Origin of the sequence: Psychrobacter sp. NG25, from assembly GCF_015234355.1 — a bacterium.
Classification (GTDB): domain Bacteria; phylum Pseudomonadota; class Gammaproteobacteria; order Pseudomonadales; family Moraxellaceae; genus Psychrobacter.
Genome location: NZ_JADGMV010000001.1, coordinates 1 through 26,828 on the forward strand (window position 1 = coordinate 1; position 26,828 = coordinate 26,828).

Sequence of the window (26,828 nt, forward strand, 5' to 3'; positions counted from 1 at the left end):
GTCCGATGGTACCAACGTTGACATGCGGTTTTAGACGTTCAAACTTGGCCTTTGCCATGGGTATTTCCTCTTTTTTTTGGTGAATCTTTATCAATCAAAGATCAGTGAATAGCTGTTTGACGGCTCATGATGCAGGTAAGACCATCAAACCGTTGACGCTATGGTTTATCTACTAAAACTATTCTGTAATCTTGCTAAAATCTATGCGCTTCAACTTCATACAGATAAATATTATACTTACTTTTCAATCTATTGAACATTGCTAGCTATTATATAACATCGCTGTTGCACTAATTTATCTTACTGTAGCTCATCTACAAATAAACTTAGTATTTATTAATAAATTGACAGCACTAAAGGGCAACACCTCAGTGTCACCCTTAAATCATTAATTGCTGTACTGTATTTATAATGTTCAATATCCTATGCTTTCGATATCGATGCAACGCTGTTTAAAATAGCAAAGCAAACACAAAAAGCTTAAACAATAAATGGAGCTCATATCGAGAATTGAACTCGAGACCTCTCCCTTACCAAGGGAGTGCTCTACCGCTGAGCTATATGAGCATGTTTTTAATAACTACAGTAAAAATAATATTGTAGATTTACTAAAAAAATATCACGACACAGTTATCATAAACTGATTATCGTGATTTATTATTGATAATTTTTGCGATGGTGTATATATGGAGCGGGTGGCGGGAATCGAACCCGCGTCATTAGCTTGGAAGGCTAAGGTGTTACCATTATACCACACCCGCATTTACTCTTATTCTAAATGACTCTAATCGAGAGTCTCTAAATATATAGAGTATGCTTGGCGCTATGACAAACTTAGAAAATATGGTGGTGGGAGAAGGATTCGAACCTTCGAAGCTTTCGCGACAGATTTACAGTCTGTTGGGTTTGACCGCTCCCCAATCCCACCTTAGGTTGCTTTAAACAAAAATGGCTTTAGTTTAAGACATATTCATAAAAAGCTACTTTAAGAGAGATGGTGCCGACTGCCGGGATCGAACTGGCGACCTACTGATTACAAGTCAGTTGCTCTACCAACTGAGCTAAGTCGGCTTGTTCTCTTAAAGTGGTGGCTATTCTATCAAATATTTTGAGATGCGCAAGCTCTTTTTCATCTTTTTTTCAATTATTTTAATAAAAATATTTAAGCTATTGATTAAATTAGTATTTTTATAAATAAAGATATGGCATTAAATTGGCTTTTTATTCAAAGCATTTGTTTTTGCCAAACAGATGGCTATTTAACTAGCGAATGTGCAAACCATTACACGCCATTTTTACCGCTTTTAACAAGGCGAGTGCTTTTTTATTAGTCTCATCCCATTCAGCTTCTGGAATAGAATCAGCGACGACACCCGCACCTGCTTGGATATGGATTTTGCCACGACGCATAACAGCCGTTCGGATAGCAATAGCGGTATCCATGTTGCCATGCCAGCCCAAATACCCTACTGCACCACCAAAGACCGTTCGACGTACTGGCTCTAGCTCATCAATGATTTGCATGGCGCGGATTTTGGGCGCCCCTGTCAAGGTACCCGCTGGGAATGTCGCACAAAAGACATCCAGTGCGTCTTTGTCAGGCAATATCGTCCCCTCAACGTTAGAAGCAATATGCATCACTTGTGAGTAGCGCTCAATAAACATCTTTTCGGTCACCTTAACACTGCCGTATTCACAAACGCGGCCAATATCATTGCGACCCAAATCAATAAGCATCAAATGCTCAGCAATTTCTTTTTTATCATTGAGCAGTTCTTGCTCGAGCGCTTCATCTTCTACTTGGTTTTTCCCACGTTTACGAGTGCCTGCTAATGGTCGCACCGTCACTTTACCATTTTCGATACGTGATAATATCTCAGGTGAGGCCCCTATAATATCAAAACGCTTGTGATCGTCTAAGGTGTAGCCATGCACCAAAAACAGATAAGGTGATGGATTCAAAAACCGTAGAGCACGATAGATAGCCAGTGAGTCGCCTGTATAGTCAGCCGTCAAACGCTGCGCAGGAACCACCTGCATAACATCACCTGCTAAGATATAGTCTTTAATCTTATCGACGTCACTACAGTACTTCTCTGCGCCTGTTTGTGAGGTAAACGTTGGCGTCGGCATCACTGGTGCGCTTAAGTTTGGCATCTCTGCTAACTTCTCTTCAATTTTTTCTAGTTCACGGATAGCGTTACTGTAGCCATCTTCACTATTGCAATTAGCATAGACGATGATAGATAACGTATTTTCTAAACTATCAAAAACTATCACACTCATCGAAAGCATCAACCACATGTCTGGCATCGACATGGGGTTGGGTGCGTCAGAAAGGCCTACGCTTGGCTCAATGACGCGTACCATGTCATAGCCAAAGTAACCTACCAAACCACCGCTAAAGCTCGGTAGCATAGCAATATCGGCTGCCGTTGGCATATTATACTGAGCCATCAGCTGACGAATATAATCAAATGGATCATCTACTACATTTACATCAGTCTGATCGTTTCTTTTGACCGTCATATTGCCATCTGTATATTGCAAAATCAGATCGCTACCCAAACCAATCATCGAATATCGTGCCCAGCGCTCACCGCCTACAACTGACTCAAACAAATATGCTGAACCATTCAGATCGCGTACTTTAGAAAATACAGATACTGGCGTCTGCGAATCCATTAGGCGTTTTTTTACCAGTGGTGCATGACTAAAGCCACGGTCTTTAAAAGACTGATATTCTTCAAAGGTCATCATAGTAAGGCTCTCTTAGCAACATATTGGCAAAAGATAAAAAGAATAGAAACAATAAAAAGGTATAGTCGGTTCAATGTCATTTGGATACAAGGAGGCCGAGTGAAAGTGCTACAAGTAGCAGACTAAGCGAGCCTAATACCGTATCCAATTTATAGAGGATTGACTATAGATAAAATATAGCGTCAACACTCTACTGAATGCTGACGCTATAGAAACTCGCTTTTACAGCTTAACCGCGACAGATATGAGCTATCTGGCTAGTGTTGTATAAGCGACTGTTAGTTATACGACGCCTTTATTAAACAACCATAACGCTAACCCAATAATGAGAATGGCAACAAATACCCATATAAACCAACCACCACTTGGTTTCTTCTCTATGTGTCCTGCATTGGCTGGATTGTTGACTGCCTGATCTGCTGCATTATTGCCTTCGGTACCAAGATCACGAGACTGCCCTAGATTGGCTGTACCGGAAAACTGTGCAGTGGCTGCTTGCTTAGCACGCAACACATCAGGATCAGCTTCTTCTTGCAGCTCAGTCGTCGTCGTTTTATCATGCTCTGATTCGACTACTGACTCTTCATTCACTGGCGCTTCAGATATGGCCTCTTCTTTTACCACTTCTTCATGTACAGCCGACTGCTCTACTAATGGCTCACTCTCGTCCACTACTGGCGATTCAGGCTCTGTCACTACTACTTCTTGCTCAGCCACTTCTTCTGCCATCACGGGTTCTTCTGCGACTACTGGCTCTTCTAGTGCTGCTTCTACTATAAGCTCTGGGGTATCTTCAATTGGTGCAGACTCTACACTTTCTGCGGCAGACAAGACTTCCTCAATACCTGTTTCTTTGACAATTGGCTCTTGTGGGGCTGATTCAACTGTTTCGATGGCATTCTCTGTAGGCACGCTAGCATCAGGAGTTTCATTTGTTGATTCTACTGCTACCTCTGACGCTGTATCGACAGCTACTGTCTTAACACTTTCGTCTGTAGCAGGCAGCATAGCTTCAATACCTGTTTCTTTCACCACAGGTTCATCGATGGTTGGGTGTTCAATAATGTACTCTTCGAACTCATCTGCTTTGGCAGTAGCCTCAACGATATCAGCTTCAGTATTACTGTCATCAGCAGTATTCATGCTATCCATTGCATCCTCTGCCGCTACAGGTGCTAACGACTCTTCTTCTACAGCAGTCACAGGCGCATTTACTAGAAAGCTAAAGCTGGCAAAGCCAATCGTGTCATCTACTTGCAATAGGCTTGACTGGTTGCCTTCGATACGCTGCTCATTGATAAACGTACCGTTTGATGAGTTCAAGTCTTTTACATATAACTGACCATCTAATACGCTGAGCACGGCATGATTGCGCGATACTTGCTTGCTGCCGAGTACCACATCATTGTCACTGCCACGTCCGATAGATAGGCTGTCATCGACCGTCAGGGTCAATTCTCCAAGCGCTTCTGTTAATGCATTAAGCTGCCAAGTGCTCGCTGATGGTGTCGGGTTTCCGCTGTCTATATTGTTTGTCATGATGCTATTCCTTATTTTTCTATTAAATTTCAAATGATTTTAGCTAAATTATTGCCAATTTTTAAAGCGATTTTGATGTTAACCGTTATAAATAATACCGTATCTATTTGCGCTATTTAATGATAAAACGAGGCTTGATAATACCGTCAAGCTTGCTATATGGAATACTTAATACGGGCATACCATAAGCATATGGACCAATAGAATAATGCTGATACCGAATGTCGATACCTTCATCCGTCAGCGTTATATTATCACTCAATGTAAACGGCCAGTTTTTTTCATAACTGCTGACATCGTCGTCCACCGTTTTAACCCACGTTTTATAAGAATCGTATGCAAGTGCTTCGAACTTTGATTTTTTACCTGATTGAAGCATATCATCAAGTTTAATTTGTTTTTTGGTGCTTAGATCAAATACTAAATATTCACTATAAGGCATGCCATGAGCACCACCAGTAAAGACATAGGAGTCAATTTCGAACAATTCAAAATCACTCACGTGACCTAAATATTCAGGCGTAACCATCAAGCTGTAAGCCCATGAACTGCCTTCAGGAATATCTATAAATTGTGAGCCAGCAAAGTCATCAATCGCTGCGTTTACCGCTGCCTGATTGCCTTTCGTTTCGATGGGTACTGACTCAGTAGGTTTACTATTGACGACTAACGCATTGATACGCTCATTCGTCGTATCATTTATCCAGCGATGATTGGTATTCAAATATTTAATATCAATCTCTGGACAGTTATCACGCTCTACACATTGTGCTTGTATGTTTTCTGGCAGCTCATAATTCAAATAATCGGTACTGCTAATGAGATTACCTGCATTTGCAGGTATAGCGACGACCCCTAGCAAAAAACCACTAGCCAATAGACCCATCAGACGTGCATGACTCGCTTTCATCGATGAGCGCAGACATAATGATGAATGATTAATATTAAACGGATTCGTAGCGTTCATATAGCCTCTTTCATAAACATACAATATTGCTTAACATTTTACCGTAACAATAATGAGTTATTGTAGGAACACTGTTTGTGTTTTAAAAAATTACCAGTTTTTGAACGCCTGGTACATAAACTATAGATAATAAAAAAGACACGGCTAGCGTGTCTTTAGAGATGAATCATATCGAGGGATAATGGATTTTAATGCTCACGAGTATTACTAAAAGTGATTTCTGGATAGCGATCTTGCATCAATTGCAAGTTAACCCGTGACGGTGCAAGATACGTCAGATAGCCACCACCATCGAGCGATAACTGGTCATGGGCTTTTTTCTTAAACTTGGCCAGTGCCACTTCATCATCACAGTGAATCCAGCGTACCGTTGCAATAGATACAGGCTCAAAGATACATTGAACTTTATACTCTTCTTTGAGACGATGCGCCACCACTTCAAACTGTAGCACACCAACTGCACCCAAGACTAAATCGTTGTTAATCTGCGGCATAAAGACCTGTGTTGCGCCCTCTTCACTTAACTGCTGAAGACCTTTTTGTAGCGCTTTAGATTTTAGCGGGTCTTTGAGTATCACACGGCGGAACAATTCAGGCGCAAAATGCGGAATACCGGTAAAGTTCAGCTCTTCACCTTCTGTGAAGCTATCACCGATCGAGATGGTTCCGTGGTTATGCAAGCCGATAATATCACCTGGATACGCTTCTTCTAACGCTTCACGGTCTCCTGCTAGAAAGGTCAAGGCATCAGCAATACGTACGTCTTTGCCCAAACGCACATGCTTTAGCTTCATGCCTTTTTCGTACTTGCCTGAACAAACTCGCAAGAATGCAATGCGGTCACGGTGACGTGGATCCATATTGGCCTGTATCTTAAAGACAAAACCACTAAAGTCGGTCTCAGTCGCGGCGACTTCACGCTCATTGGTCGGATGCGCTTTGGGTGGTGGTGCATATTTAACCAAAGTATCAAGTACCATATTGACACCAAAGTTACCCAGCGCTGTACCAAATAATACTGGTGTCATCTCGCCTGCCAAGAATGCTTCAACACTAAACTCTTCTAGCGCCATTTGTACCAGCTCAAGCGACTCCTCAAAGGCATCAAACATCAACGTCCCTAGACGCTCACGGATATCAGGATAATCATAACCTTCTCGGGTCTCAGAGACCGTCATCTTGCCGCCATTACCTTTTTGGTAAAAGTAGGTTTTGTTTTCAGTCAAGTGATACACACCAACGAAATCCTGTCCCATACCAATAGGCCAAGTCACTGGAATACATTTGATTTTCAGAACCGACTCGATTTCGCTCAGCAGCTCAAGCGGCTCACGAATTTGGCGATCGAGCTTATTAACGAATGAGATAATTGGCGTATCACGCATACGGCACACGTCCATCAGCTTGATGGTTCGCTCTTCGACACCCTTTGCCCCATCAACCATCATCAACGCACTGTCTACAGCGGTCAAAGTACGATAAGTATCTTCACTAAAGTCAGCATGACCTGGTGTATCTAGTAGGTTGACCATATGATCTTGATACGGAAACTGCATGACTGAAGTGGTAATAGAAATACCACGCTCTTGCTCCATACTCATCCAATCTGAGGTAGCATGGCGATCCGTCTTACGGCCTTTTACTTCGCCTACTACCTGAATCGCCTGCCCCCACAATAGCAGTTTTTCAGTCATGGTGGTTTTACCAGCATCGGGATGCGAGATAATGGCAAAGGTACGACGTTTGGCGACTTCTTTGTTTAGTTTCTTTGGATCTACGCTCATAATTTTTGGCTTCAACCTTAACTTCAAAAAGGCTGTCTTTTAGACAGTAATCTGAATAAATAGAATAAATAATGGGCATATTGTAGCGGATTTAGCGTCAGGGTGCAGAATTAGCGCACAAAAAATACTGCCGAACCGTCAAATAAAGCATATGGGAAAACTTTTAACGTCATATAATCACGTAAGATTTGAACAACTTATTGACTCAACTGATTTGCACAACCGAGCAGTCGATTGCTATCTAGCAAGTGATAATCGCTACGTCTTATTTTCCATTGAATACGCTTTAACGATAAAAAATAATTAGTGCGTGTCTTAAATTCAATCAATAGTCATCAAAATTACAAATTCACAGTATATACTTACGACTGACCTATATAGCTAGGTCAATGGTTTGTTATGCTAAATGACAAATTAAAACTTACTGTTTAATTATAAAAATTGATAACAAAAAAGGATGCATTATGAAAACTTTATATTCTACTAAAGCAACTGTTACTGGCGGCCGTGCAGGTTCAGCCAGCTTGAGCGATAGCGATCTCAGCATCAACATGGTGTCACCAGGCTCTGGAAAGGAAGGTAATAACCCAGAGCAGATGTTTGCGATAGGTTATAGCGCTTGCTTTGATGGTGCACTTGGTGCTGTTAAGCAAATGGAAAAAGCAAAGTTTGATTCAAAGACGTCGATCGAAGTTGACTTACTACAAGGCGAAGGACATGATTATAAGCTAGCAGCTAGAATCCATGTCATTGGTGAAAACACTGAACTGTCTGCTGATGAGTTTCAGCAACTGGTTGAAAAAGCACATCAGGTATGCCCGTATTCAAAAGCAACACGTGGCAACATCGATGTAGAATTGACTTCAGAAGTAAAATAATACAAGCTCGACGGTTAATCAGCTTGATTGTTGAAACTGTTTGACTGTTAGACTGTTAGATAAGCTACGAAATAAAGAACTCAGTTCACGCTGGGTTCTTTTTTTATGGCCAAACCAATTGTCGTACCACGCGCATCATTCATATCAATAGGTGATATTGAACATCTCGTAACGGTTAAGCAGTTCGGCACACACTGATTTTATCGTTATAATAAGCACATATTTCTATCTAATAGCTGATAAGTGACCTTTATGACTGATCCTATGACCGACTCCATCACCGACAGTGACCACAACTCCCATCAAGCGATTGATCCTGCCGCATTACCAAACTTTGAGACCATGCCCAATGTAGCGACGATGGACACCAGTCACGTCGATAAAAACCAACCACCTTTTATCTTGGTTGATGGCTCTTATTATCTGTTTCGCACTTATCATGCCTTACCAAAGACCATGCAAAACTCGCAAGGCCTGATAACCAATGCCATCCGTGGCACGCTCAATGCGCTGCTCAAGCTGATGCGCCGTTATCACCCTACGCATATGGCCGTCTGTTTCGATACCAAGTCACCGACTTTCCGTCACCATATGTCTGCTGACTACAAAGCAGCTCGCCCGCCCATCGACGTAGAGCTAGTAGAGCAGATTCCTTATATCCATCGTTTGGTCACCGCCTTAGGTCTTCCCCTGTTGCGTATCGAGGGTGCAGAAGCCGATGATATCATCGGTACACTTGCGCACCGTGCTGTCGCTGAAGGTCATCATGTCGTCATCTCAACTGGCGATAAAGACATGATGCAACTGGTCAATGACTGCGTTATTTTAGAAGACAGCTTCACTGGTAAAATTACTGATACAGAAGCCGTGATTGATAAATTTGGCATTAACCCAAACCAGATGATTGATTTTTTGACGCTAATGGGCGATGCCTCAGACGGTATCAAAGGCGTGCCTGGTATCGGTAAAAAAACGGCAAAAGACCTACTCGTTGAGTATGGCGATATCGGCAATATGTTAAAGCATATTGGTTTTATCAAAGGTCGCGGTGCCAAAGGTTTGATTGAACACGCCGATGACATTCCGTTTAATAGAAAGCTTGCCACCATCGTGACAGACTTGGGTATCGGTCAAGACTGGAATGATTTGAAAATCAATACCGATCCTTGTGCTCATATAGACGAATTACGCGAACTGTATAATGAGCTTGAGTTTAGAAACGAGCTAGCGTCTCTTGACCACCCAAACCACCCCGCCAATGGCAACGGCTCGCAAAGCGTCGCTGACAGTCAAGCGAATGCCGAATCACAAGCGCAAGTAGCCAAGTCACTACAATCAAGCAGTATTGAGAATATCCAAGATAGCAAAGTGCATGATAGAGCATGGCATACAGTGCTCGACGAACCAGCTTTTGAGAGTCTGGTTAAGCTATTAGAGTCTGTACCGCATTTTGTCATTGATACTGAGACCACTAGCATCTATTGGCGTCAAGCTGAAATCGTCGGTCTATCCTTTGCTGTGCAAGCACATGAAGCGTATTATATTCCGCTTACTCATAGTCTAGAAGGTGACGAGCTAACGGCCAAACAGCTCGACCGTGATACCGTTTTGACACGCTTAAAGCCCATTTTGGAAAACCCAAATATCGGTAAAATTGGGCAACACCTAAAATACGATGCCCATATTCTTAGTCATTATGATATCGATCTGCTCGGTGCCATTCATGAGCAACCCAATAACTGGGCCATGGACACCATGCTTGCCAGCTATGTGATTAACGCTGCCGCTACTCGTCATGGCATGGACGATTTGGCACGTCATTATCTACAAACGCAGACCATCAGCTATGAAGACGTCGCTGGTAAAGGCGCTAAACAAGTTACTTTTGATCAAGTCGCCATTGATATCGCCAGTGACTATGCTTGTGAAGATGCCGACATTACTTATCAATTATTTGAGGTATTTAGCGTCGAGCTAGCGAACGATGCCAATAATGCCAAGTTGCTACATGAGTTAGAGATTCCAACGGCAGAGATACTGTGCCAAATGGAAGCAAACGGTATCTTAATCAAGCGTCCATTCTTAAATGAGTTATCAAAGCGCTTTGATGAAGAAATTATCGCACTTGAAAAACAGGCTTATGAAATCGCTGGCGAAGAGTTTAATCTTGGCTCACCAAAGCAATTAGGTGAGATGTTGTTTGAAAAGCTTGGCGTTGCTGGTGGTAAAAAAACCAAATCAGGCCAGTACTCTACTGGTGAAGCGGTATTGTCAAAAATCGATCACCCATTGGTCGATATCACGTTGGAATATCGCGGGCTGTCTAAACTAAAAAGCACCTATACCGACGCGCTCGATAATGTGGCAGATAGCGAAACTGATCGTGTGCATACCAGCTATCATCAAGCACTGACCAGCACTGGACGCTTGTCTTCGACTGATCCCAACTTGCAAAACATTCCTATTCGTACCGCAACTGGGCGCTTAATTCGTCAAGCCTTTATCGCTCCAGAAGGCCGCATGATTCTCGCAGCGGATTATTCACAAATTGAATTGCGTCTCATGGCGCATTTTTCAGGCGATAATAACTTAACGCATGCCTTTAACGAAGGGTTGGATATTCACGCTGCAACTGCCGCTGAAGTGCTTGGCAAAGATGTTGCAGACGTCACGTCAACTGAGCGCCGTAATGCCAAAGCCATTAACTTTGGATTACTGTACGGTATGAGTGCTTTTGGACTTGCCAAGCAATTGCAAATGAGCCGCAACGAGGCGCAAGACTATATCGACATGTACTTTGATCGCTATCCGGGTGTCAAAAATTATATGATCAATACTCGTGCCAGCGCTCACGAACAAGGCTATGTCGAGACAATATTAGGCCGTAAACTCTATACGCCTGATATCACCCACAGTAACCGAATGGTCAAGCAAGGTGCTGAACGTGCTGCGATTAATGCGCCACTTCAAGGCTCAGCAGCAGATTTAATCAAGCTTGCTATGATTGCCGTGGATAAGGTATTGCCAAAAGATCAAGCCAAGATGCTGCTACAAGTCCACGATGAATTGGTGTTCGAAGTCGATGGTGATAAGGTCGATGAGATTAGCCAGTTGATTACTGATGCGATGCAAGATGTATTGACAGTTACTGCGGTTGAAAAAGGCTGGAATGTGGACTTTGCAGTGCCATTATTGGTTGAGACGGATAGTGGTCAGAACTGGGATGAGGCGCATTAATAATTGCAGCATAGAATTTATTCTACGTACTCTTTAATAAAAAAGGTTAGGCATTTTGCTTAGCCTTTTTTACATTCGAAGACCTATTGAGTAATGCTTTGATATCAGCAATAGCTCCTTTCTTCATCACGAAATATAAACTCCCTTGCTATGCAGCTATAAGTAAAAGTCATCCCTCGCTCATCAGAAGTAGAACATTCCTAGCCACAACCTCCCTATAATTAACGACCTATGGCATAATACTTTTGTTTACCATTTTCAGAGACCAAAACAATTGAAACCCTTCATGACGAAACCAGCAAACTTTAACACCTGTACCGTTTATATAATTGCCAGTTTAGGTTTATGCACGCCAGTATGGGCGGATGCTACGCCCATTACAGATTCAGAATTGCTAGCGTCTGTAAATACAGAAACGGCTTCGTCATCTAATGATAACGATCCCAATCGCGATGAGACTCTTAATCAACTTGGCTATCAACCTACTGAAGAACTTGTCGAGCAACCTTTTCCATCAGTACAAGAAGAGCCAGGTTGGACAGATGAACGCCGTGAAGATGTTCAAGACCAATTGCATGAATGGGCACATAAAATGGACGGCTGGTTTGGAGAGCCCGATCCAAAAAAGCCTGCCAAAGCCAGCTTACGAGTAGTGCTAGATACACGTTGGGCTAATGACCCCAAAACAGGTAGCTATGTCACCGTTGAACCTAGGATTCGTGGCCGCTTGCAGTTACCTGTGCTAGAAAGACGGTTAAGCCTGATTATCGGTGATGAAGATTTGGATGACGATACTTTTTTAAAACAAAGCACGACTGGTGACACTTATCAAGCTATCAACAATGGAGACCGACTTATCGACTCTCGAAAAACTCGAGAAGACAACGCCTCTATTGCACTGCGTTGGTCACGTTTTAATGATGAAATCGAAGAACAGTTAGGCGTCAAAACAGATGTCGATGTCGGGGTTCGCTCAATCGATGATCCTTATGTCAAAGTAAGTATCGACAAAGACTGGTACGAAGGTAAAAAGCTGGACATCAGCACCGATAGCTTTTATCGCTACGGGCTCGATAGTGAACACTATGCCAAAGGCGCACTAGAACTACAATATGGCAAAAGCGATAATCGATTTATCAACAACCGCACTACCGTTCGCTATCGCAATGAAGATGATGACGAGCGTAAAGATTGGAATAATGATCTCAGACAAGTCCATTATTTAGGCCATGAAAAACAATTGTCCTATGGTGTCTCTGCCAGCGGTTATTTTGAGAGTGATAAGTCAGGGATAAACAGTTATGGTCCTGCTGTTAGCTACCGCCAACCTATCTGGCGCGAGTGGCTTTATGTACAGACAGAGCTAAATTACTACAATGATAAAGACGAAGATAAAGACCATTACCCTTCTGCCTTACTACGCATGGAAGCTTTGTTCTAACCCTACTACCAGTCAAGTTTTCTGAACCATAATCAATAACAACAATTGCTAGTTATATTTAAATTTAAGAGCATTAGGCTACCTAAATTAACAATGCATTATGACCGATTAGTTATATTAATTAACAACATCAGGTCAAATTTGGCGTTATAGTAGCGGCCTATTGAGTTATATATAGCCAAATAATTTTCGTTCTAAAGTGAGCCCATGGGCTCACTTTTTGTATTTTATGAATCAGGAGACCACCATTATCACTGAAAATAGTATTATCGAAATTGGTGAAGCCATTATCTTAACTTTATGTTTGCTACGCTGCTTACAATATTCAGTACAAAGCCGCGTCCTACAGGGCCGCCGTTTTTGGCTTGCCTCTGTTTTAGTTTTCTTCAGTGTTATTCGTAGAGAGCTGAGTTATTTGTCTGATTTATTGGTACCAGAAGACTTTATACTGCTCGGCTATTCTTACGACTGGTGGGAAGACAGGGTATTACTGGTCATCATTGTGGCGACGCTTATATTGCTAGTCCGTGCGCGGCATTATTTTTGGAGTGTTCTGAAAAATGTCCCAAAATCGTTATATTTGGGTGTTGCTGTATTAGCTGTGCTGCAGTACATGGGTGAAAACGCGATTATGTTCCCACATGAGTTTGGCGAGGTCGTCGAAGAGCTGTCAGAGAACGTCATCTATATGATTGCGCTGATTTACTTGTGGCGATTCAAATTATCGACGTTTGACAGCATATCAAGCAATCAGCAAAAATTTACCGTGCTGAATCGACAATAGCGGCAAATAATACCTATTAATTTGTGATGCAATTAAATTCTATTAGAAGTCATCACGATATAGTTCTCATCATGTGAGTATTGCCATATGTCCATCGCAGAGTATCAAATCAGTACTGCTGTAGTGTTTGAGCTATAGTTTGCTATACTGAAATGCAAACACCAAAAACAATGACAATTGTGGCCATCCTGTTAGTGTTGTCGCTCAGTATTGACGTCTGGCATTAACTTTTAATTTACAGCATCTGAATAACTATTGAGTGAATGACTATGAACATATTGATTACAGGCGCATCACGAGGCATTGGTCTGGCAACAGCAAAAAAGCTGGCGGCAAAAGGCCATAATGTTGGGCTATTTGCTACTAACACCACTACGCTTGAACAGGCGATTACCGATAAAGCATTTAAAAAATCGCTGAAACAAAAGCGTGTGATAACGGGTCAGCTTGATGTTACTCAGCCTGACTCATGGGACAATGCTATTACTCAGATGATCGATAATTTTGGCAGTATCGATGCGTTGGTTAATAATGCTGGTGTACTGGTCACTGGCGCATTACCGACGACTAACCTAGATGAGCAACTGGCTCTCATTGACGTCAACTGTAAAGGCGTACTCATTGGCTGTCATAAACTGGCACCTTATTTAGCCGATAATAAAAACGGCAAAATCATTAATGTATCGTCTGCGTCTGCTATTTATGGTCAGCCTGAAGTTGCGAATTATGCTGCCAGTAAGTTCTTTGTACGAGGTCTTACGGAAGGACTTAATATCGAGTATGAAAAGTTGGGCATCAAGGTTATCGATGTCATGCCGCTATGGGTCAAATCTGACATGACAGCGGACATCGAAGTAACCAGTATTGATCGCCTGGGCATCAATCTAGACGTCAATGATGTCGCAAAAACCCTATGCAAACTCACCACAAGTCCTAATCGCAAGCTTAGAAGCACGCATTACTCTGTCGGCCTGCCAGCTAAGTTGTTCCAGACACTAGCACAAGTGGCCCCTGACTCGTTGATACGTTGGGTAAATACTAAAGTGGGTGCATAGTAGCTCATCAAGCTAGCAACACTACGCTCATTAAAGTATAAAAAATGGCTACCGAATTTCGGTGGCCTTTTTGCTTACTAGGGCGTGTCCTCATTTTATAAATTGCGCCTTATGTTATAAATTGTGCCTTACATTTTCTGAACATCCTGTGACACCTTAATACTATCAGTGATACCCATAACGCGTCACACTGATCATGATAAATAAGACAAATCACAATGATCAATAATAATAAGGAAAGCACTATGGATAACATTAAAAGCCCATTACCAGAAGAAATGGATCATATAGAAGGCGATACAAACCTCAATGACAACAGCCAAGAAATTGATTTAGACAATCCGATGTTGCATACCACCGACAACGATGATGCGATTGATAACAGTGTAGGTTTTAATAACTCCGAAGCAGGCAGTGGTGCGACCCAAGGACTGACACCTGTGCATCGTCAAAATATTGATGAATCGCGTGTCGATGAGATCTTAGTCCAAGACAATCTTGATGACAGCGATTATCCAGATGCGATGGATATCGCTGATAGAGAAGCGGCTGAACGTAGCAACGATGATGATTTTTAGCAATTAATACGGCTGTTAATACAACACTTTGGTCAAAAAAAAGCACGCTTAATTATATTAAGCGTGCTTTTTTATCGATCATAAAATAGATTAGATTTTGCTAAAAACCACCTTCACTAAACATGACTTACGCCGCTGATAACGGCTGATCGGTCCACACATCGCGATAACTGGTGTAATAAGTAATCATACCTATTGGGAGCAGTATTAGAATACCCAGTCCCAATGTAAAGATGACGGCTAATATCATAATTATGGGAGCAACTATCCAAAAAACCAAAAACGGTAGAATGTTTTTTAAACAGCCTTTAAAGCTCATTTTCATCGCTCGAACAGGTTCAATGTCGTGAAGTACAATTAAAGCAGGTGCAAACCAAATGGCCATTAATACAGGGAATAACAGTAAAAAAACCAATAAAGTCCCTATCGCCATGCCTACAATCGCAACATCACTTGACTCTTGAGCTAAGGATGCAAACATACTGCCGAATACGATCAGCATCGGTATCATCATGACAATCATAGCCACTAGATACAGTACAAATAAAACAATTAATGGCATAAGATGAGTATTGAAGGCCGAAAAGAGATGATCAAATTTTAACTCTCTGCCCGTAGCTTGGTCAGCACAGCCCTTTATGATTCCACCAACAAATACAAAAGATATGAAAGGGAAAATAAAGTTTATCACAGGGACACTACTACCAATGACAGCGATGATTAGGTAAGCAACACCAATCGCTAACCACAATAAGAATTGATCTTTAAATATTGCAAATGCCTTGGTAATCCAGTTTACACCCCATCCTGCTTGGCAAACTCGTGGTTCTGCTAATAACTGTGGCAACAAATTACCATATTCATCCATTGGCGGTAAGTTCGGTGGTTGGCCGTTAGGTTTTTGCAATGATATAGGGTTCAGTGAATCGTTCAAGCTAGACATGCTTATCCTCAAAAATAAAGTGGTACAAATATAAAATTAAGCAACTATGTAAAAATAGCAAACAGCACAAAACAAAAATCTGCTTGGCACATTGTTACATACCAGTAACAAAAAATCTCAACTTTATTCTATTGATATGACACATACAAAAAAATACCGAACATCATGTCCGGTATTTTTTATGACTTATTCATTATAGCCGTTATATCAACGACATCTAGCCGTCAAATTTAAAGACTAAGCCCAACCATCCAGTGTGCCTGCCCAACCTTTAACCAATGGCGCACTAAGCGCTTCAAGCAAATCAATATGCGCATCATCAAGATTCAAGGCTGGAATATAATGATACTCTTGCCCGCCCGCATGGAGAAAGTTCTCACGATTCTCAATCGCCAGCTCTTCTAATGTCTCTAAGCAATCTGCTGAAAATGCCGGACTAATCACTTGTACTGAGCGCACGCCAGACTTGCCCCAATCTTCTAGTACCACATCAGTATACGGCTTGACCCACTCTTGCTTACCAAAACGCGACTGGAAACTAATAATCCATTCATCCTCTGTCAGACCAAGCGCATGAGCGACTTGTGCTGCAGTACATTTACAACGCTTGGGATACGGATCACCTTTGTCAGCATAAGGCTGCGGAATACCATGAAAGCTAAACATCAGCTTTTCAGGCTTACCATGTACAGCTTGAAAACGACGAATAGAATCTGCCAATGCTTGGATATAAAGCGGATGCGCAAAGTAATCTTTGACAATCGTGTAATTCGGCAAGTTACGTTGCTTCAGTGTCCACTTCGTCAGTGCATCATAAACCGCGCCGCCTGAAGAGGCTGAATACTGCGGAAATAATGGCAAAATAACAAAATGATCAACCCCTTCACCACGTAGCGCATCCATGACATCAGGCAAACCAGGATTGCCATAACTCATCGCAGGATGCACAGACACACGAAACGGCGCAGCAGTATTGGCTAGTCGTGGCTCTAACATCTCAACTTGGCTTTTTAAAATCTTACGAATCGGCGAGTCGCCTTCCCAGATACTGGCGTATGCTTTTGCCACACGTTTAGGACGGCTGGGTAATACAAACAAGTTGAGAATAATCGCCCATAAAAATTTGGGAATCTCAATCACACGTGGGTCTGACAAAAACTGTTTTAGGTAACGACGTACAGCAGGTGCTGTTGGCTCATCTGGGGTACCTAGGTTCACTAATAGGACGGCAATACGTGGTGGCAGTTTAGGTTTCATAGCAGCACTATTTTATTAGGTTAATTAAAAAGAGTTCAGGTGAAAGATTATTAAGTCATTATTAAATAAATGCCTTATTAGTGTAGCATTTTATCCATTAATAACGCAGGGTAAAAGGGTACTTATACAATTTGATACTCAGTTGCTATTTGTTTGTTATCCAGCTATTACGCACCTATAGTTGATTCAGTTTAAATGAAAGATAAGGCAGCCGAGTGCGAAAGACCTAGATCGAAGGTTGTACTCATATGCGCATCACCATACAATAGGCAGGCGCATTATAAACACAGTGTAGGTAAGACAATATCGGCACAACAGTCTGTCGATGTGTTGCCATTTTTATTTTATTGATGATTGTTGTCTTGCGAGGTAGCTTTGAACGCACGCCCTGATAATACCAGTGACCAGTTCCCCACAGATACATCTGATTCAATTGACTCAACCAGTGCAGCTGGCACGGTGGGCTCAGTCGGAATTGTGACGCCCCAGATTTTTCATTTTTCTGAGCCATTGACTTTAGAGTGCAATCGCACCTTACCCTCATTCGATTTAATCATCGAGACTTACGGCACGCTCAATAGCGATAAATCAAACGCCATACTTATCTGCCACGCCTTATCTGGCAGTCACCATGCGGCAGGACTGCATAGTGCCGATGATAAGAAGGCAGGATGGTGGGACAATATGATTGGCCCTAATAAAGCCATCGATACCAATCGATTTTATGTGGTCTGCGTGAATAACATCGGCAGCTGTTTCGGCTCGACAGGCCCGACCTCTATTAATCCAGAAAGTGTCAAGTCAGATAGTAGCAGTACTAATAGTCACGACAGCGAACCACCTGTTTATGGTCCTGACTTTCCACTCGTCACCATTAAAGACTGGGTGAAAACTCAAGCCATGCTCTCAGATCGTCTCGGTATTGAGGTGTGGCACGCCATTGTTGGCGGCTCGATGGGCGGCATGCAAGCACTGCAATGGTCAGTCGACTATCCAGAGAGACTCAAACGCTGTGTCGTCATTGCTAGTACGCCAAAGCTCTCCGCACAGAATATCGCCTTTAACGAAGTAGCACGTCAGTCTATATTGTCTGACCCTGATTTCAAAGATGGTCGCTACTTACAAGCAGGCACCTACCCTCGTCGCGGGCTAATATTGGCGCGCATGGTTGGTCATATTACCTATTTGACCGATGATGCAATGAAGGCAAAATTTGGTCGTGATCTAAAATCCGGCAAGTTTATGTATGGCTACGATGTCGAGTTCCAAGTCGAAAGCTATTTACGCTATCAAGGCGAACGTTTTAGCGAAAATTTCGATGCCAATACTTATTTGCTCATGACTAAAACCTTAGATTATTTTGATCCGACGCGTGACTATCCATCAGCCGTAGCACAAGACCATACAGGGTCAGCAGCGCACATTGAAGACTCAATCGCGGCTTCCGTCGAATCTAGTAAGAACAGTACGCAAGTTGAGCTAGAAGATGCAGTAGCGACGCTAGATGAAATCGAAAATGATCGTCAGCAAGAGCTGTCTGCACTCAAAGCGGCCTTTGCTCATACTCAATGCCAATACCTAGTGGTCTCATTTACCACTGATTGGCGCTTTGCACCGGAGCGCTCACAAGAGATTGTCGATGCGCTAATGGCCACTGGCAAACCCGTCAACTATATCAATGTTGATGCGCCGCATGGCCATGATTCTTTCTTATTCGATATTCCACGTTATATGGGTGCGGTTAGAGGGTTTTTGACTGCACCGTTTATTTCTGGCAAAAATACCGCCAAAGGAGACCGCTCATGAGAATGGATCATCAACTGGCTGAGCGTTGGATTGCCCCGCACTCGCATGTACTAGATTTGGGCTGTGGTAATGGCGAACTACTCGCTCACCTACAACAAAATCGCGGTGTGACTGGCTACGGACTTGAGATTGACGAAGAAAAAATCAACGATGGCATCGCAAAAGGCTTGTCTATTATCGAGCAAGACCTCAATGATGGGCTATCGCGCTTCGCTGATAACAGTTTCGACACCGTCGTCATGGCCCGTGCGCTGCAAGCCGTGAAATCGCCTGATGTGCTATTGCTTGATATGCTACGTGTTGCCCGCGAAGCCGTCATCACCTTCCCTAACTTTGCCCACTGGCAAAACCGCCTGCATCTAGGGCTGAAAGGTATGATGCCTGTGTCAGAGGCACTACCTTACGAATGGTATAACACCCCAAACATTCATCTGTGTACGTTTAAAGATTTTGAGCAGCTCTGTGCCAAGCATGACATTCATATTGTCAATCGCTTTGCCGTCAGTGACTCTGAAAAAGGCCATACGCCACTGATGAAAGCATTGATTCGACAAGCTCCCAACCTGTTAGCAGACGTCGCTATTTACAGAGTAACTAAACGTACATCAGGTTAATATTAACGATGCAGACGTTTGCCTCTTAGCCTCAAAATATTGATATCTGAGTAACTGTATGATTTTGTTACAAACAATATTGGGTAAACTACCGTTAACTTAGGTAATTAGTATTTGAGTTTCGTAAACTTGGGTGTTAAGCTAGCAAAACAATGTTGGCCACGCCCTAATTCCGACCGTTTATCATGTCAGTTAAGGTTAACCAACCCTCAAACATTAAATATATTGCTAATAATTAGGTCAGTTAGTCTCGCTGGATGTCACCTAATTGTTATCGCCGTCTAAACCTCTTTAGCGGTGCAACTCTTTTGCTTATTAACTGCCTAATTTTGGAGCTGCTATGAAATTATTAAAAGCTGCGTTGTTTACTGCATTGTTCTCTTGTGCAGGTCTTGCCAACGCTGAGTTAATATCAAACGTACCACTTGATACGTCACGTTTTGAGCTAATGCCAATCAGCGAGCTATCTAGTCGTGCTGCCCAAGGTAATGACCATGCTCAGTTCTATTTAGCCAAGCGCTTACAGAAAGGTGAAGGTGTTGCACAAAACACCCAACAAGCCGTTCAGTGGTATACCAAAGCAGCTCAGCAAGGCGTTGCTCCTGCTCAGTTGAACCTTGCTATCATGTATTTGCGTGGCGAAGGTGTACAGCCTAACCTACAACAAGCCCGTGGCTGGTTAGAAAAAGCCGCCATGCGTGGTGATAACCGTGCCAGCTATACGCTTGCTTTGTTAGATGAAAAGCAAAAGAATTTGGTCGATGCTTATAAATGGTATGACTTGGCTGCCCGTGATGGCATGCTAGATGAAAAAGTACGCAACAAAGCTCGCGGTAAGATTGGTCAGTTGGCATTGAACTTATCAAGCTCAGACATTGCTAGTGCCCGTAGCAAAGCGGATACTTGGTTCCAGAGTAAGTAAATCTATAGCTATTTATTTTAGCAATAAAAAATCCAGCCTTTGAGCTGGATTTTTTATATTTAAGGCATTACACCCTTTAATATTACTTCTCAACAGTACTGAACCATATTATGAAAAAAGTAATTTTTTGGATTTTTATCATGACTTGTATCACAATACAGTCATTTTTTATCTACTTCATAGCACAACCGCAATTCATTGAACGTTTTACCTCACTTTGGATAAGCTTTGATGTCGAACAAACAGCTTATACTAAGTTTGTTTTTAGTACCATTGAATGGTGGTCGATAGTTCCTGTTGTGTGTTTAATACTTGCGGTTATTACACTACAACGCCCATCAAAGCTTTTGTCAGCTTTAACACTCATTATTAGTCTCACCGGTGTGCTGGCTTTGGTTTTATCGATATATTCTACCGCCATGCTCATACCGATCGGAAGGTAGATTAGGACAAGACTTACTATTCTACATTCCACAATAATGAAGAACGATAACGTCTATTTGATAGCCACCTTTAAATCTTGGATTTTACGCCTACATTTTGCATAATTGTCGTGCATCTTCCTCATCTATGGTTGAATGCTCATTTGAAATATATAGCCAACTATAATGAGTGTGACAATTTAAGCATAGGAATATATTAGACAGTGTGGTATCCCTCGATACATAACGCTTTGTGACACTGCAGTACTCACTATCTGGAACTCCTTTTGGGCGATAAATATCGTATTTAGAGTAAAGGTTTTTCTGCCAATCAACCATCTGCTTCAATTTTACAACCATTTGCGACTTACAATGGGGACAGTTTTTTAGAACTGGCATTTCTACTTTATTGAATCGGCACTTACTATGGTTTAATACACCCTCATTATTTACATAATCAGTATTAATTTCAGAAAACCTTTTAATGTTAAATAAGGTATCAACACCAGCCTTGAACTCAACTTCATTATGTTTTAGGCGGTATAACACACTGTTATAATGAGATTTATACCTCTCAAATATTATGGAACCTACAAGAAATATCGCAATCAGATATAAGTCCATGATATCCGTCCAACTATATATTTTTGCCATAATTAAAAGAATTGCGTATAGCGACAGCCATGCGAAATAGGGCCAGTGATGTAAAAATGATTTAGATTTTCTATTTTCAACGATACTTACTTTGTTGATTTGATCTACATCAACTGGTTTCTCCGTCAAAAGACTGTGATTACAATGTGGACAAAATAGTATTCCTTTTTCGATTAAAGGGACAGCAAACGACTCATGACAACTTTCATGAGGACAAATTAGGTTTAAAACTTTATTAGGTTTTGTTTTTGGCATGCAATCTCTTATTCTCTACTCGTCACAAATTTTGCACAATTTATAGCTCTATGAACGATGAATTTTATTAATCTATTTTCGATAATGACGGCTAGAGTAAAGACCCTTAATTGCTTTCACAGGAAAATAAAGTAAACCAAAATGATGAGCAAACGTCTAATATAGCAAGCTCTACTCATAAGATAAACGCTTAAAAACTATCACTGCTTAAAGTAAATCACTCAATGGGTTATGTATACACTTAACGATGCTAGCAACTCTTAAACTATTCAAAATCTTACCAAAATTTGCTACACTACGCGCGCATTAGACAATTCCACAATTAGGCTAGTGTTATAACCCATTTTGAACTGACAAAGTCTATTTCAAATGAATGCGATATAATAAAGCCGAGTGCAGATTGTACCCAGAGTACATCAAGCGAGGATGACACAATAGCGTGTTTATTTGAATCAGACTGTTAACCCAACGCACTAGGTTTACGACCTAGCCAGCAGGAGAAAAACATGAGTAATACCCAAGACAGCACTGTAACTGATAACAAAGCAGCACCCGCCTACGACAGTGTCACTAACAATATCGTAGTTGCAGCACTCTACAAGTTCACACGCTTTGCTGACTTTGAGCAATACCGTGAGCCGATCTTAAATACCATGCTCGATAACGACGTCAAAGGCACTTTGTTAATTGCCGCTGAAGGTATTAACGGTACGATTTCTGGCACGCGCCAAAGTATTGATAACGTCCTCGAGTATCTGCGTAGTATCGAAGCGATTGGCACGTTTACTTTTAAAGAATCGTATACCAATGAGCAGCCGTTTTATCGTACTAAGGTGAAGCTCAAAAAAGAAATCGTCACTATGGGCGTCGAAAACATTGATCCTTTGCAATCGGTTGGTCGTTATGTAAAACCAAGCGAGTGGAATGCGCTAATCTCTGATCCTGATGTCATTCTGATCGATACTCGTAACGATTATGAAGTGCAAATCGGTACCTTTAAAAATGCTGTCAATCCAAATACGGAGACCTTCCGTGAGTTCCCAGAATACGTAGCAAAAGAGATGGATCCAGCTAAGCATAAAAAAGTCGCTATGTTTTGCACAGGTGGTATTCGCTGCGAAAAATCCACTGCCTATATGCGTGAGCAAGGGTTTGAAGAGGTTTATCACTTAGAAGGCGGCATCCTAAAGTATTTAGAAGAAGTACCTGCTAGCGATTCTATGTGGGAAGGCGACTGCTTTGTCTTTGACAACCGTGTATCGGTCAATCACAACTTAGAAAAAGGCAGCTACGAGCAATGTTTCGCATGCCGCATGCCTATCACTCAAGAAGAGATGCAAAGCAGTGCTTACATTAAAGGCGAGTCATGCCCGCATTGTATCGATAAAGCGACTGAAGAGCAAAAAGCCCGCTTTCGTGAACGTGAACACCAAATGCAATTGGCCAAAAAACGTGGTGAAGCACACATCGGTAGCGACGTGATAGATGTGATAGAGAAACGCAAAGCCGCTAAGGTTGAAGCACAACGTTTAGCCGATGCAGCAAATCAAGCCAAAAAGAAATAAACAGTCTTACTTCAGGCTAAACAAAAAAGAGAGGCTCTATTTATTAGAGCCTCTCTTTTTTTATAACAAATTATCAGTGTTACAAGGCAACCGAGTGCAGATGTATATGTAATACTTCAAGCGAGGTTAACGCTGTAACTCTTTTATAGTGGATTAACTATACTAGAATAAGATACGTACGCGGATAGTCTCTTCCACGTCTTTTAGCTGATCTAGAGCGGCACTTGAATCGTTATAATCCACATCCATCACCAGATAACCAACATCACCTTCAGTCATTAAGCTTTGCGCTAGAATGTTGATGTTTGCTTCAGCGAACAGACGGTTGATTTGTGACAATACGCCCGGTACGTTTTTGTGAATGTGCAGCAGACGATGCGAGTTTTCTTTGAACGGAACAGATACTTCTGGGAAGTTAACAGCCGTCGCCGTATCACCTTGATCAGAATATCGAACAAACTTATCTGCCACTTCTAGCCCGATGTTAGCCTGTGCTTCTTGCGTTGAACCACCGATGTGCGGCGTCAAGATAACATTGTCAAACTTACGCAGTGGTGATTCGAACTCTTCGTCAGCAGATTTTGGCTCTTTCGGGAACACGTCAATCGCGGCGCCCAATACTTTACCAGACTCAAGTACAGCGGCTAAGTCATCAATCTCTACACAAGTACCGCGTGCGGCATTGATGAAGTAGCTGCCTTCTTTCATTTGGGCGAACTGCTCAGCTTTCATCATATAGCGCGTGCTTGGTACATCAGGCACATGCAATGTCACGATGTCGGCAGTTGATAGTAACTCTTCTAAGTTACTTACTTGCACGGCATTACCTAGTGGTAATTTGGTCACGGCATCATGATAAATGACTTTCATGCCGAAGCTTTCTGCCAATACAGACAGCTGTGAGCCGATAGAGCCGTAGCCAACGATACCGATGGTCTTACCACGTACTTCATGTGAGTTGGTTGCAGACTTGCCCCAGCCGCCACGATGTACGGTGGCGTTCTTTTCAGGGATACCGCGATACAGCATAATAGCTTCAGCCAATACCAGTTCAGCCACCGAACGGGTGTTTGAGTATGGCGCGTTAAAGACAGGAATACCTAGGTCGCGAGCCGCTTCCAAATCTACTTGGTTGGTACCGATACAGAAGCACCCAATGCCGATCAGCTTGTGTGCATGCTCCAGCACTTCACGTGTCAGTTGAGTGCGCGAACGGATACCAATGAAGTGAGCATCTTTAATTTTTTCAATGAGCTCATCTTGATCTAAAGCTTGGCTGATATTTTCGATGTTATGATAGCCAGCGCCTTCCAATACTTTTAGAGCATTAGCATGTAGACCTTCAAGCAATAAAAACCGGATTTTGTCTTTTTGTAGTGATAACGCCATGTGGGAACTGTCCTATAATTGTCTTAAAATTATCTGCGCGATAATCTATGATGGATGAAACGAAAACAGTCTAGATATCTTACACAAAATTCGACGCCGATGTTAGCAGATTAGATGAATTATTGATTATCTATCCTGAATTTTTTTTATGCTATAGTGAATTATATCCTTCAGTGTTTATTAGTATGTATTGAACATTAGCGAATAGTTTCTTTACTATACTATTTACGCTTGTGCATGCACATGCCATCATATCACTCTATAATTACCACAATCACCAACGCCTACTGAGTTGAACACACTTACCTAAAGGTGCGGATGTCACAACAATGCGTAAGTCACTACAATTATGATAAGTATATTTCTATCAATTTAGCGATATAATAATCCCCTTTATACATAGCGCTTGTTTATACCGAGATTTGACCATGACTTCTTTATCTAGCCAAAGCACACCTGAAACCCATACCGCAGCTGTCCAAACTATTTTAAGTACTCTGATTGAGACTCATCAGTTTGATGCCAGCCAAATCAAAACTGACGCTGAGAGTTTAGAGCATTGGGGCAAAGACTGGACCAAGCATTTTGCGCCTGCCGCTGCCGCCATCGTCTTTCCGAAAACTACCGAGCAAGTGCAATCTATCGTCCTACTTGCCAATGAGCACAACGTCGTCCTAACGCCAAGTGGTGGTCGTACTGGTCTATCAGCTGGCGCAGTCGCCGCTAATGGTGAGATTGTCGTCAGTATGGATAAGATGAACCGTATCGGACAGTTCTATCCAGCCGATCGGATAGTTGAAGTCGAAGCCGGCGTCATCACTCAGCAGTTGCAGCAGTTCGCAGAGTCTAAAGACTTGTACTACCCTGTCGACTTTGCTTCAGCAGGCTCCAGTCAAATCGGTGGCAATATCGGTACCAACGCAGGTGGTATCAAAGTCATTCGCTATGGCATGACCCGTCAATGGATTATGGGACTGACTGTTGTCACTGGTAAAGGTGACATCTTGCAGCTTAATCGCGGTATGGTGAAGAACGCGACTGGTTATGATCTGCGCCAATTGTTTGTTGGTAGCGAAGGCACGCTAGGTCTAGTTACCCATGCCCAGATCAAGCTGGAGCGTCAGCCACAAGACTTAAACGTCATGGTGCTAGGCATGGACAGCTTTAACGATGTCATGAACGTGCTATCTGCATTCCAAGCGAAGATTGACTTGACCGCGTTTGAGTTCTTTGACGATGTGGCGATTGATAAACTGATGGCACATGGTCAAGTACAAGAGCCATTCGAGTCGCGTACCAAGTTTTATACGCTACTAGAGTTCGAAGCGCCTTATGAGCCAATTATGGACAAGGCCATGGCCATATTTGAGCACTGCATGGAGCAAGGTTGGGTCGTCGATGGTGTCATGAGCCAGAGCCTTGCACAGGCTGAAGAGCTGTGGAAGCTTCGCGAATACATCTCTGAGACCATTTCAGTATTCACCCCTTATAAGAATGACGTCTCTGTCCTTATAGGCTATGTGCCTGAGTTCATTGTTGAGATTGATGACATTGTCAGCAGTAACTATCCTGACTTTGAGGTGTGCTGGTTCGGTCATATTGGTGATGGCAACTTGCATCTCAACATCTTAAAGCCTGAGAATATGAGCAAAGATGATTTCTTTGCAGAGTGTCAGGTTGTCAATAAGTATGTATTTGAGACTGTACAAAAATATGGTGGTTCGGTATCTGCTGAACATGGCGTAGGCATGACAAAGAAACCGTATCTGAGTTATAGTCGCAGCGAGACCGAGATTGATTATTTACGAGAGGTCAAAAAAGTCTTTGATCCTAACAATATCATGAACCGCGGTAAGATTTTTGATATGTAGTGGGCTGCTTGCCTGAGTGAGTGAGTGAGGGCATGCTGAACGTTTAACCTATCCTCAATAAAAAAGACGCCAACCCATGAAGGTTAGCGTCTTTTTTTGGCTTATAA

Annotated in this window: 19 protein-coding genes and 4 tRNA genes; 11 read left to right on the forward strand and 12 right to left on the reverse strand. The window is 42.3% G+C overall.

The annotated features are described in order from the left end of the window. Nucleotides 1–492: 492 nt before the first annotated feature. From IPZ60_RS00005 to IPZ60_RS00040, 8 genes are all read right to left on the reverse strand, one after another. Nucleotides 493–567, reverse strand: a tRNA-Thr gene (locus IPZ60_RS00005). Nucleotides 568–687: 120 nt separating this feature from the next. Beyond that, nucleotides 688–761: transfer RNA gene (locus IPZ60_RS00010), tRNA-Gly, on the reverse strand. 83 nt (nucleotides 762–844) lie between these two features. Then, nucleotides 845–928, reverse strand: a tRNA-Tyr gene (locus IPZ60_RS00015). Between the two features lie 67 nt (nucleotides 929–995). Further along, nucleotides 996–1,071, reverse strand: a tRNA-Thr gene (locus tag IPZ60_RS00020). Nucleotides 1,072–1,263: 192 nt separating this feature from the next. Continuing rightward, on the reverse strand, nucleotides 1,264–2,760 hold the full coding sequence (gene trpE, locus IPZ60_RS00025) for an anthranilate synthase component I (protein ID WP_194195866.1): 1,497 nt from the start codon (nucleotides 2,758–2,760) through the stop codon (nucleotides 1,264–1,266). Between the two features lie 282 nt (nucleotides 2,761–3,042). Further along, a complete protein-coding gene (locus IPZ60_RS00030; protein ID WP_194195867.1) occupies nucleotides 3,043–4,299 on the reverse strand; it encodes an FHA domain-containing protein in 1,257 nt (418 codons plus the stop codon). Between the two features lie 112 nt (nucleotides 4,300–4,411). Further along, the gene (locus IPZ60_RS00035) at nucleotides 4,412–5,266 is read right to left on the reverse strand and encodes an RsiV family protein (protein ID WP_194195868.1); all 855 of its coding nucleotides are present in this window, start codon (nucleotides 5,264–5,266) and stop codon (nucleotides 4,412–4,414) included. Nucleotides 5,267–5,454: 188 nt separating this feature from the next. Then, the gene (locus IPZ60_RS00040) at nucleotides 5,455–7,050 is read right to left on the reverse strand and encodes a peptide chain release factor 3 (RefSeq protein WP_194195869.1); all 1,596 of its coding nucleotides are present in this window, start codon (nucleotides 7,048–7,050) and stop codon (nucleotides 5,455–5,457) included. Between the two features lie 464 nt (nucleotides 7,051–7,514). Here IPZ60_RS00040 and IPZ60_RS00045 point away from each other — a divergent pair, with 464 nt between their 5' ends. The 6 genes from IPZ60_RS00045 (at nucleotide 7,515) to IPZ60_RS00070 (ending at nucleotide 15,023) form a co-directional block, all read left to right on the forward strand. Next, nucleotides 7,515–7,928, forward strand: a complete 414-nt coding sequence (locus IPZ60_RS00045; protein ID WP_194195870.1) for an Ohr family peroxiredoxin — start codon at nucleotides 7,515–7,517, stop codon at nucleotides 7,926–7,928. A gap of 252 nt (nucleotides 7,929–8,180) precedes the next feature. Continuing rightward, entirely contained in the window at nucleotides 8,181–11,165 is a 2,985-nt protein-coding gene (polA, locus tag IPZ60_RS00050) for a DNA polymerase I (protein WP_370463011.1), read from the forward strand. A gap of 286 nt (nucleotides 11,166–11,451) precedes the next feature. Continuing rightward, nucleotides 11,452–12,606 (forward strand): hypothetical protein, encoded by a 1,155-nt coding sequence (locus IPZ60_RS00055; protein WP_194195871.1) that lies wholly within the window; start codon nucleotides 11,452–11,454, stop codon nucleotides 12,604–12,606. Between the two features lie 229 nt (nucleotides 12,607–12,835). Then, entirely contained in the window at nucleotides 12,836–13,390 is a 555-nt protein-coding gene (locus IPZ60_RS00060; protein ID WP_194195872.1) for a hypothetical protein, read from the forward strand. 269 nt (nucleotides 13,391–13,659) lie between these two features. After that, nucleotides 13,660–14,445: an SDR family NAD(P)-dependent oxidoreductase gene (locus IPZ60_RS00065; RefSeq protein WP_194195873.1), complete on the forward strand. Its 786-nt coding sequence runs from the start codon at nucleotides 13,660–13,662 to the stop codon at nucleotides 14,443–14,445. A 245-nt stretch (nucleotides 14,446–14,690) separates the two neighbouring features. After that, nucleotides 14,691–15,023 carry a hypothetical protein gene (locus IPZ60_RS00070; protein ID WP_194195874.1) on the forward strand — a complete coding sequence of 111 codons (333 nt, stop codon included), beginning with the start codon at nucleotides 14,691–14,693 and terminating at the stop codon, nucleotides 15,021–15,023. Nucleotides 15,024–15,150: 127 nt separating this feature from the next. Here the strand turns inward: IPZ60_RS00070 and IPZ60_RS00075 are convergent, their stop codons facing one another. Beyond that, a complete protein-coding gene (locus IPZ60_RS00075; protein WP_110921704.1) occupies nucleotides 15,151–15,966 on the reverse strand; it encodes a BPSS1780 family membrane protein in 816 nt (271 codons plus the stop codon). 237 nt (nucleotides 15,967–16,203) lie between these two features. Then, nucleotides 16,204–17,223, reverse strand: coding sequence for a ferrochelatase (hemH, locus tag IPZ60_RS00080; RefSeq protein WP_194195875.1), 1,020 nt, complete (start codon nucleotides 17,221–17,223; stop codon nucleotides 16,204–16,206). Between the two features lie 459 nt (nucleotides 17,224–17,682). Here hemH and IPZ60_RS00085 point away from each other — a divergent pair, with 459 nt between their 5' ends. The 3 genes from IPZ60_RS00085 (at nucleotide 17,683) to IPZ60_RS00095 (ending at nucleotide 20,565) form a co-directional block, all read left to right on the forward strand. Next, a complete protein-coding gene (locus IPZ60_RS00085) occupies nucleotides 17,683–19,029 on the forward strand; it encodes a homoserine O-acetyltransferase (RefSeq protein WP_194196330.1) in 1,347 nt (448 codons plus the stop codon). After that, nucleotides 19,026–19,643, forward strand: a complete 618-nt coding sequence (gene metW / locus IPZ60_RS00090; RefSeq protein WP_194195876.1) for a methionine biosynthesis protein MetW — start codon at nucleotides 19,026–19,028, stop codon at nucleotides 19,641–19,643. The genes IPZ60_RS00085 and metW overlap by 4 nt, the downstream gene beginning before the upstream one ends. Before the next feature lie 340 nt (nucleotides 19,644–19,983). Continuing rightward, nucleotides 19,984–20,565 (forward strand): tetratricopeptide repeat protein, encoded by a 582-nt coding sequence (locus tag IPZ60_RS00095; RefSeq protein WP_194195877.1) that lies wholly within the window; start codon nucleotides 19,984–19,986, stop codon nucleotides 20,563–20,565. A 533-nt stretch (nucleotides 20,566–21,098) separates the two neighbouring features. On the opposite strand, the gene IPZ60_RS00100 is transcribed toward IPZ60_RS00095, so the two are convergent. Next, nucleotides 21,099–21,896 (reverse strand): hypothetical protein, encoded by a 798-nt coding sequence (locus tag IPZ60_RS00100; protein ID WP_194195878.1) that lies wholly within the window; start codon nucleotides 21,894–21,896, stop codon nucleotides 21,099–21,101. Between the two features lie 506 nt (nucleotides 21,897–22,402). On the opposite strand from IPZ60_RS00100, the gene IPZ60_RS00105 reads away from it, so the two are divergent. Continuing rightward, nucleotides 22,403–23,461 (forward strand): rhodanese-related sulfurtransferase, encoded by a 1,059-nt coding sequence (locus tag IPZ60_RS00105; protein ID WP_227669159.1) that lies wholly within the window; start codon nucleotides 22,403–22,405, stop codon nucleotides 23,459–23,461. 162 nt (nucleotides 23,462–23,623) lie between these two features. Here the strand turns inward: IPZ60_RS00105 and serA are convergent, their stop codons facing one another. After that, nucleotides 23,624–24,850 carry a phosphoglycerate dehydrogenase gene (serA, locus tag IPZ60_RS00110; RefSeq protein ID WP_194195879.1) on the reverse strand — a complete coding sequence of 409 codons (1,227 nt, stop codon included), beginning with the start codon at nucleotides 24,848–24,850 and terminating at the stop codon, nucleotides 23,624–23,626. A gap of 428 nt (nucleotides 24,851–25,278) precedes the next feature. Here serA and IPZ60_RS00115 point away from each other — a divergent pair, with 428 nt between their 5' ends. Next, entirely contained in the window at nucleotides 25,279–26,721 is a 1,443-nt protein-coding gene (locus tag IPZ60_RS00115; RefSeq protein WP_194195880.1) for an FAD-binding oxidoreductase, read from the forward strand. The last annotated feature ends 107 nt before the right edge of the window (nucleotides 26,722–26,828 follow it).